At 64.7% G+C, this 1,136-nt stretch carries 1 protein-coding gene and 1 pseudogene; both read left to right on the top strand.

Annotated elements, in window-relative coordinates; translation table 11 throughout:
- Nucleotides 1-561: ABC transporter ATP-binding protein (locus BN1143_RS10120; RefSeq protein ID WP_042050470.1), on the top strand; the 561-nt coding region annotated here is incomplete at its 5' end.
- Nucleotides 558-1,136, top strand: a pseudogene (locus BN1143_RS10115) (putative 2-aminoethylphosphonate ABC transporter permease subunit); the annotation flags it as partial. The gene BN1143_RS10120 and the pseudogene BN1143_RS10115, both read left to right, overlap by 4 nt.

Below are 1,136 nucleotides of genomic sequence, written 5' to 3'. Positions count from 1 at the left end.
GCCCTGCAGCAGCGCCTTGGCATCACCACCATCATGGTGACCCACGATCAGGAAGAGGCGCTGACCATGGCCGATCGCATCGTGGTGATGGAGGGCGGCCGCATCGTGCAGGTAGGCACGCCACAGGCGATCTACCACCAGCCTGCCAACCGCTTCGTGGCAAGCTTTGTCGGCACCATGAACTTCCTCGACACCCTGGTGCTGAGCCCCACCCAGGTGCGCCTTAACGAGCAGCCGCTAACACTCGCCAACCGGGCCGCGGCCGGCAGCAAATTGCAGGTGGCAATCCGCCCCGAGGCGATCACCCTGAGTGCGCCGAGCGAGCTGTCTCTTGGGCAACATGGCGTGGAAGCGCAGATCGATCAGGTGGAGTTTCTCGGCGCCGCCCAGCGCCTCATCTGCACCGCCGACACCTATCTGGGCCCGCAGCAAATTCTGGTGGAGCGCCCGACCCATGAGCTGCCCCGCTACCACGAACAGGGTGGCTGGCGCAGCGGCATGCGCTGCTCGCTGCACTGGCCCGCCGCGGCCATGCAACTGTTTGAGGGAGAGCGCCCATGACAGCCCCCTTCGCAACCTCCTCCCTGTTGCCGCCAGCGACAGTCCGGCCAGAATCCCGCTGGCAGCAGCTCTGTCGCGGCTGGAGCCGGGATCAGCTGCTGCAACTGATCCTGCTGGTGCTCGGCATCGCCCTGCTCACCGGCGGTCTGCTGTTGCCGCTGCTCACCATGCTGCAGAAGAGCCTGCAGGATGAGAACGGCCTCTGGGTGGGCCTTGCCAACTTCAGCGCCTACTTCGACTCCCCTCATCTGGGGCGCACCATAGGCAACACCCTCTGGCTCGGGGTGCTGATCACCGCGCTGGTGGTGACCCTCGCCTTTGGCTACGCCTATGCCCTCACCCGCACCTGCATGCCGGGCAAGAGCCTGTTTCGCCTCATTGGCCTTATTCCGCTGTTGATGCCCTCCCTGCTGCCCGCCATCAGTCTGGTCTACTGGTTTGGCAATCAGGGGATCGCCAAGGGGCTGCTCGGCGGCGAGAGCATCTACGGTCCTATCGGCATCGTCATTGGTCTGGGCTTCTGGTGCTTCCCCCACGCCCTGATGATCCTTATCACTGCGCTCGGTCAGAGCGAT

Origin of the sequence: Aeromonas dhakensis, from assembly GCF_000820305.1 — a bacterium.
Taxonomy (GTDB): Bacteria; Pseudomonadota; Gammaproteobacteria; order Enterobacterales; family Aeromonadaceae; genus Aeromonas; species Aeromonas dhakensis.
Note: the sequence above shows the minus strand (reverse complement) of the source record. Positions and strands in the feature narration are given on the sequence as shown.